This window comes from Flavobacterium sp. Root420, from assembly GCF_001427905.1.
GTDB lineage: Bacteria > Bacteroidota > Bacteroidia > Flavobacteriales > Flavobacteriaceae > Flavobacterium.
On the sequence record NZ_LMEF01000025.1, the window covers coordinates 1 to 8,695 of the forward strand.

General features: G+C 38.5%; 2 protein-coding genes and 1 pseudogene. 2 read left to right on the top strand and 1 reads right to left on the bottom strand.

Features of this window, described 5'->3' with window-relative positions; all coding sequences use genetic code 11:
- Positions 1–4,807, bottom strand: a 4,807-nt coding sequence (locus ASC72_RS14540) for an S-layer family protein (RefSeq protein ID WP_131725822.1), incomplete at its 3' end; no start/stop codon positions are given.
- A 288-nt stretch (positions 4,808–5,095) separates the two neighbouring features.
- On the opposite strand from ASC72_RS14540, the gene ASC72_RS14545 reads away from it, so the two are divergent.
- Together ASC72_RS14545 and ASC72_RS14550 are read left to right on the top strand one after the other, a co-directional pair.
- A complete protein-coding gene (locus ASC72_RS14545) occupies positions 5,096–5,566 on the top strand; it encodes a regulatory protein RecX (RefSeq protein WP_056192023.1) in 471 nt (156 codons plus the stop codon).
- 467 nt (positions 5,567–6,033) lie between these two features.
- Positions 6,034–8,695: pseudogene (locus ASC72_RS14550) on the top strand (hypothetical protein); the annotation flags it as partial.

Genomic DNA, 8,695 nt, shown 5'->3' on the forward strand with positions numbered 1-8,695 from the left:
CCCAGCCAGTACCATCAAATCTAAAATATTTATCACTTTCCGTTAGAGGCGAAACAGCTGCCAGAGTCTGTCCTTTAACAGGCGTTGACCAGTATACATAATCTGCCTGACGGATTGGAAGAGTGGTACGTACATACTCAATATTTCCTGTATTGATTGTGTTGTCTGTGCTTTCCTGTAACAAAGTAGAACTATCCTGAAAGGTTAGTGTACCCGTTGGAGCTACTGTTATTGCATCAGTAACTTTTAATGTATTACCACTTTGTACTACTAAAGAACCATTAGCTATTACAGAAAGTGTATTAGCATAAAATTCGAGATTAGTACCTGAAACAATTGGATTATTAGGTGTAGTTGGTATAACAACACAGTCTGCTGATGTTGGAATTCCCGCAGGACTCCAGTTTGGACCATAACTCCAGTCTGTAAGTTGAGATCCCGAACCTTGTCCGCCTTGCCATGTTTTTGTAACTGCTGGTGAAACCGGCAAAGGTGATGCCATTGTGGCTACACAATCAGAACTATTTTTTACACTTACTGTATGAGATCCTATAGCAACATTGCTAAAAGTTCCAGATGTGTAATAATTGGTACCGTCAATACTATAAGTAATACCTGCGCCTGTTGGTGCTGTTACTACTATTGTTCCTGTATTTACTGAACAGGTTGGTTGCACGGTTACTGAAGCTACTGGGGTTGTTGGTAGTGCATTTACTATCACAGTATAAGTTGCAGTAGCATTTGAACATGGACTATTGGAAACCGTCATTGTAAGTGTAACTGTATTTCCGGCATCTCCCGGAGCAGCAGTATAAACCGGTGTCAACGTAGTTGCTCCAGATGTAATACTTCCTGCACCGTTTTCCGTCCATAATATTGTTCCGTTTGATGATGTTGCCCCGCTTACCGTTGCTGTTGTATTTGAACAAATCGCTTGACTGCCTCCAGCTGTAGCCGTTGGCAAGGCATTTACAGTTATTGTTACCGAAGAACAAGCTGAATTATAATTACATGGAGCTCCGTTTTCGTAACGTCCATAATAAGTTGTCGTAGTTATTGGACTAACAGAAAGATTATTACCAGTACCCGCTAAAGTACCTCCGCAAGAGGCCGTGTACCATTTTATAGTTTCACCTGTTCCACCGCCGCCGCCGTTAAGCGTCAAAATTGTACTGCCTCCATTACAAATAGTGGTTACACTTGCTGACGCAGATATTGGATCGGCTGATTGCTGGTTAACTGTAACCAATTGAGAAACGCCTCCTGTTGTAGCAGTACATGGTGAAGCGGTGTTTACTATTCCAACCCAATAGGTAGCATTACTACTAAGATTAGTAGTCAGGTATGAACTTAATGTGGCTCCTGAAATTGGATTTGTTCCAACTACGGATCCTGTTCCCCATTGGTAAGTTGCTCCTGTTCCCAAGGTTCCGCCGACAGCTGTTAATGTTGTCGAACTTCCGTTACAGATCGTTGTTGTTCCGCTTATACTAGCCGGTGCAACTGATGGAGTGTTAACCGTAACCAATTGAGAAACGCCTCCTGTTGTAGCAGTACATGGTGAAGTAGTGTTTTCTATTCTAACCCAATAAGTTGCATTACTGCTAAGAGCACCTGTCGAATATGAAATTGATGTGGCTCCTGAAATTGGATTTGTTCCAACTACAGATCCTGTTCCCCATTGGTAAGTTGCTCCTGTTCCTAAAGTTCCGCCGACAGCCGTTAATGTTGTCGAACTTCCGTTACAGATCGTTGTTGTTCCGCTTATACTAGTCGGTGCAACGGATGGTGTATTTACCGTAAGCACAACTGGATTTGATGTAACTGATGGCGTACATGTTCCGCCAACAATACAACGATACTGATTATTATTCATATCAGAAGTAGCACCTGTAATATTCATCGTTGCCGTAGTCACATTGCTATAAACGCCAGTATTGGCTAAACTTGCAAAAGTTCCTCCTCCATTTGTGCTCACCTCCCATTGATAATTTACACCCGTTCCTGAGCCAACAATAGTAAATGAAGCATTATTTGTTGCACATGTGCTTGTTGGGCTTGGTTGAGTTGTAATTGATGGAGCTGTATTTGTAGCATTAACTGTAAATGAGGCTGAACTGGTACAATTTCTTAGAGATGTTGTAACATTATATGTTCTAGGCAATAAGCCTGTTAAATTTTTACCTGTAGACGTGTATCCTGCCGGAACAGAAGTCCAGGAATAAACATATGGGTCTGTCCATACTGGACTATTAACAAAAGCTCCGACGATAGGTGCTGCTGCACTCCCAACCCCTGCAATTGATGTAGCTAAAGGACCATCATTAAAGCTAAAACCTGCTATCAAGGTACTAAAAGAAGCGTCATAATCTACAAATCCTGTTGCCAATTTAGCAACATCTGCGGGTGAAAGAGCATCACTCCAAAAACCTACCTTAAAAATTTCACCTGTTAAACCATTTCCTGCAGCATCCATTACTGCATACCCTATTTTTGTTGTATAATTTGTATCTGAACCATAATTTGACGTCAAAGTTCCGGCCGATGATTTCAAAACTCCATTCAGGTAAATTTTTAAACCTCCTACCGTACCATCTCCTGTAACGGCAATATGGTACCAAAGACCCGCAGTAATTTCGGACTTAGGCATATCAACTTGCCCTCCACCAGCAGTATAACATCTTAAATTATCCTGTTCAAAGGCAACTTCAATAGCATCATTTTGCCCAAAAATTGACATTCTGGTAACATAATTTAAATTATCAAATTTAATCCAGCCCTCAACTGTAAATTTAGCTCTGTTGGATAAAATTGTCTGATTAAGATTTACTCCTTGAGTAGTTGCATCCGTACTAGCTCTCACAAAGGCCAAAGAAGCCGGATTTGAAGCATTTGTAATCGAAATTGTTCCAGTTGCATCCGTAGGACATGCAACATTCACGGCTGTTCCTGTTATTGTTGGTGGTGAGCTGTATTTATAAACTGTAATTGGCCCTCCCGACATTATTGCGGTACACAAAGTTGATACTTTGCTTGCTGTAACGGTATATTTTCCTGTAGTATTAAATGCGCCAAAACTGATAGGCGAACCTGTACCTGCAACAGGTGATCCCACGGCAACGGTTCCTCTGTATAATTGATAGTTAACTCCAGATTCTGAACTTGACAATCCAATTGTTGTTCCCGACTCAGTGCTACAATAAGCCTGATCGTTTGCTCCTGTCATAGCAAAAATTACTGGCGTAGTACAAGAAGAGCCTACATTTATCAGTCCTGTTGTTGCAGCAAAAAAAGTATTATTTTTATTATTAGCTGCTGAAGTGGTACTTCCCCAAGATCCTGCAGGTGTCGTTGCTCCACCTAATGTAAGTGTTCCTGCAGTATGTGTTGTTACAGTACTTAAATTAGCAACTACACCAGAATTAATATTCAAATTACCAGAAATGGCTATTGAAGTTGGGAATGTTTTAGTTCCTGAATTTGATAATATAAGATTAGTATAAGATGTTGCTTTTACACTCTGCGTTGTTCCGCTGTAATTTACTATATTTCCAGCTGTGGTTGCGTTAAGATTTGTAATAGCTGAAGTTCCTCCAATGTTAAGAATAGACCCAGAAGCATTTGTTAATGTTCCTGTACCTGACAACACAGTTGAAATCGTAAGATCACCATTATTGCTATAGGTTCCAGTAATATTCGCATTTGGTATTGTTATATTATTATTACCACTAAACGTTTTTGATGTTCCATTAAAATTATGCGTTCCTGAATTTCCCGTGGCTGAAAAAGTTCCGTCATTTTGCAAATTACCTCCAAAAGTAATTGTTGCATTTGCTGTTTCGTTCCAAGTTCCACCAGAATTGATCGTTGCATTTCCAGTAAAAGTTTTTGTACCAGTATTTGCTAATGTTAAAGTCCCTGAAATTGATGTCGAGCCGGTAACACCAAGTGTAAAATTAGAACCTGTTGTAAAATTAGTTCCTGAATCAACTATTAAATTTCTTCCTATAATCAAATTAGCAGCAGTTGTAGCAGAAGCAGTACCACTAATTCTCAAATCATTAGTAATGGAGGTCACAGCAAATGTTTTAGTTCCGCTATTTGAAAGTATTAAATTATAATAGGCATAAGCTCCCACTGTTTGTCCACCACCATTATTGTAATTTACCGTTCCCGATGGTGCATTTAATTTACCTCCGGTAATTGTACCTCCTACATATAAAGTACCTGCTCCTGAAAAGGTAATATCACCTCGGTCCACATCTGCATTCATAGAGATATTTCCCGAGATTGTAACTGAGCCGGTTGAAATCAATAATTCACAATCTCTACTATCTGATGCAGAACCAGAATCGACCATTGTTATTGAAGCCGCAGTCAATGTTCCACTAGAAACATCAATAGTAGTATTTCTTGTTCCTGCAGTTGGAGCAGTCATGTTTATAGCACCAGAAACTTGCAATGTTCCAGGTGAGGTTATGGTTAAAACATTATTATTAGTTCCAGTATTGTTCATTGTTAAACTTGCGCAGGTAGCACCAGCTACAGATATTGTAGGTTTATTTGCACTACTATTAGGAATTGTAACAGCAACAGTTGCATTTGGAACTCCATTAGACCAATTTCCGGCAGTATTCCAATTTGTACTTAGTGCTCCGGTCCAAGTTGTCTGTCCGTAAGTTAAACTTGACAAAAGCAACATCCCCAAACAAATCAACCTTAAACCAGGAGTAAAGGATCTTTCTTTAAAAGAAGCAGAAAAATTTAAAAGTAAAGAACGAACGAATAAAAGTAATTTTTTAATCATATTGGCGTGGTATTTAGATTTGGGGTTGGGCGTTAAAAAGAAATAAGAAAGCAAAGTATTTTTAATACAATACTTTAAATTTGGCTTTTTAAATGGAAAATTTTTGAGCTAAAATCTTGTTTTCAAACAACATATAATTCTTGATTTTCTCGTGCAAAAATATTATAATTCTCCACACACACAACATTTTAGCGAGATTTTTTCTGAGAAAAACGAAAAATATTGGTAAAATTTTAACAACAAAATGACTATTTTTAGCAATAATAGTTAAAAAGCAGGAAAAAACACATGAATCAAATTTTTACAATAAAAGAAGCCTTACTGAAATTAGAACACTTTTGTGCGTATCAGGAGCGTTGTCATGCCGAGGTAGTTTCGAAATTATACAGCCTCAAAATGACGCCGAATGAAATCGATTCTATTGTGGTTCAGCTAATTGAGAATAATTTTCTAAATGAAACTCGTTTTGCTTGCAGCTTCGCAAGAGGCAAACATCGAATAAAACAGTGGGGTAAAATCAGGATTACAAACGAACTCAAAGCCAGACAAATTTCTTCTACAAATATTTCACTCGCGCTGAAGGAAATTTCACCAGAAGAGTACGAATCTACTTTCGAAAATCTTTCTGAAAGATGCTGGAATAGTATTCCCGAAAAAAATCTCCTAAAAAAAAGAAAAAAGTTCTGTGACTATCTTCTACGTCGTGGTTATGAAAGTAATTTTGTTTATGATAAAGTAAAAGAAATGGAAGAAAAATAACTTCCGTTTTTATCATAAACTCGTTCTGAAAATTTTGCTTAAAAATATAAATCCATCAGAAAATACTTTCCTATACAAATATCATTTTCTTGCGAATTATTTACTCTGCCTCGCTTTTTTTACCCTAAAATTGTAAAAATCAAACGATTTTATGCAATATGCTACGACTTTTCTTATGTTTAAATTAACTGATTTATAAGAAATTCCACAGGATCGCATTTTTTGACATGCATTTCAACGATTATTCCAAACACTTCATCGATTAATTGACTATTACGAAACCATCATTATATCAAACTCCTAGATGTGTATATATTTGCGAAGTTAAATCCTATGCCAACATAACATACTGATTGAAACCGTTTAACATGACTAGATGGCTTCTTTCAATTGTTGCTTTTTTAATTTTTTTATAGCATACGATCGTTAAACAAAACAATAAAAAAACATCTTTTTTTTTAAATTAAATGCCACGATTTAATATGGTTCGAAAATTACTTTTAAGTTTTTTATTTTCTACAATTTCATTTTTTTCTTTCGCACAAACCTTTACAGATTCTACACCTGGAGGACCAAAAACCTGGACAGTACCTAACGGAATTACAAGTGTAACTCTCGAAATATGGGGTGCTGGTGGTGCTGGAGGTGGTTCTATAATTAATAAAGAAGGTGGTGCTGGCGGTGGCGGTGGCGCATATGTTTTAAGAACAATTGCGGTTACTCCCGGTGATATCATAACTTATTCAGTTGGAACTGGTGCTACAGGAACCTCGAATGCGGGTACAACAGGAGGAGCCACAACATTAACGACTGTATCAGGTACCAATCTAAATGCAAACGGAGGTTCAGGCGGTAACACGGCTATCCATAATACTTCTGTTTCTGCCGGAAGTGGGGGAAGTGCAAGTGGGGGAACAACCAATTCAAATGGTTCAAACGGCTCAAATAACTCAACTTCAACCGGTAATGGCGGTAATGGCGGTAACAGTAATGGAGGAACTGGAGGAAGCGGAGCAGATGGTAATAATGGAGGAAACGGAGGAAATGGTGCAAATCCAGGCGGCGGTGGCGGTGGCGGCGTTCTAAAAGGATCAAGTTTCGGCATTGGTGGAAATGGTGGAAATGGGCAAGTAAGAATTAGTTATTGTACCGCCGGGATGTTATCCGGAAATCAATATTTATGTACTTATAGTTCTGCATCGACAACTTTTACATCTACTGTTTCAGGAGGAACGTGGTCTACAAGCAATAGTGCCATAGCCGCAATTAATTCTTCAACTGGCGCAATAACAACTCCGGCAGGTGCAAACGGCACAGCAACAATCACATATACAGTTCCTGCTACAGGAAGTTGTCCTATTCAAACGGCTACAAGAACACTATATGCCACAAATACACAGCCAACAGCTCCAAATACGCCATCGGGATCTTCATCGGTGTGTCAAGGAACTACTGCTACTTATACAGTCAATTCTATACCAAATGTAACTTATATATGGGCGTATACAGGAACAGGGGCTACTATAACACCAGCTGCAGACGGCCTTTCTGCTACTGTTTCATTCAGTTCAACAGCGGGTAATTTTGGAAGAGTTGAAGTTGCGACTAAAAATGGCTGTAATCCAAGTGGACCATCAGGTCTAAATGTTTTTGTTTCTCAGCCAAGCAATGGGGGAACTATTACAGCAGATAAATCTACTGGTTGTGCAGGTGATACTTACATAACTCGTTTAAATCTCTCAGGATATATTGGATTGCCTATTAGATGGGAATCGTCAACAGATAATTTTGTTAGTAATATTGTTTCAATAAACAATACAAATAATGGAATGAACATTGATAATTTAACGCAAACTACTTCATATAGGGCAGTTGTGCAAAATTCACCTTGTACTGCAGCAGCATACTCAAATATTTTTAAAATAACAATTGGTTCGACCTCACCCTATACTGTTAGTACTGCATCATCTAGTCCTAATGTTTGCATAAACAATGCAATTACACCAGTTACTCATACTACAACAGTAGCTACCGGGATTGAGAACAATGGTGTATCAGGAGCGAATGGTTTACCGCCGGGAGTTTCAGCTACCTGGTCATCTGATGTGATAACTATTAGCGGAACGCCGACATCTGCTGTTGGAAGCCCATTTAATTATAGCATTCGTTTGACCGGATGTAGTTCAACCAATGCATATGCAACAGGAACAATAACTGTGAGAACAAATACAGTTACTGCATCATCAAATCCGACCATATGTCTTGGTGCAGGAATTAACATAACACACACAACAACCGGAATCACGGGCACTGGAACCATAACCGGATTACCTGCAGGAGTTATTGCAAGTTGGAATGCAAATACAGTAACTATTAGTGGTACACCTACCGAAACTGGTTCTTTTCTGTACACTATTCAATTAATCGGCGGATGTGGAGCAATAAATGCCACAGGAATAATTAAAGTAAACTCTACACCAATTGCTCCAATAATAGTTTCAAAAGCAGTACCAACTTGTACTACACCAACAGGAAGTGTTAATTTAAGCGGTTTACCAACTACCGGAATTATTCGCTATTTAGCACAAAATTCAACAACCGCAACTTATACGATCACTGGAACAACAATGACAATTTCCGGATTGGCTCCCGGAAAGTACAAATTTGCTATCGATAACCCATGTGGATCAGCTGTATATTCAGATGAAATAGATATTTCAGGTAACACTTGGGACGGTACATCATGGTCAGGCGGAAACGCAGATCCTACTTTGAATGACGTATTAGTATTTGCCGCAGATTACAATGTAAATAAAGATGTTAATGGATGCTCTTGCACAGTAACAAACAATGCAAAAGTTACTATAAAAAAGGGCAAAACAATGACCATTACAAATTTTGTTAATATAGATTCGGGTTCATTAACTTTTGAGGATACTGCCAGTTTATTACAAACGAACACAGACCCAAACATCAATACAGGAAATATTGAGTATGTACGTACCACTCTTCCAATCCGTCAGGCAGATTATGTATACTGGTCAACGCCTGTTAAAGGACAGACTCTGGCAGCTGTTTCGCCTCTAACGGAAAGTGACAAATATTTTAGATTTGATGGTACTGGTTGGG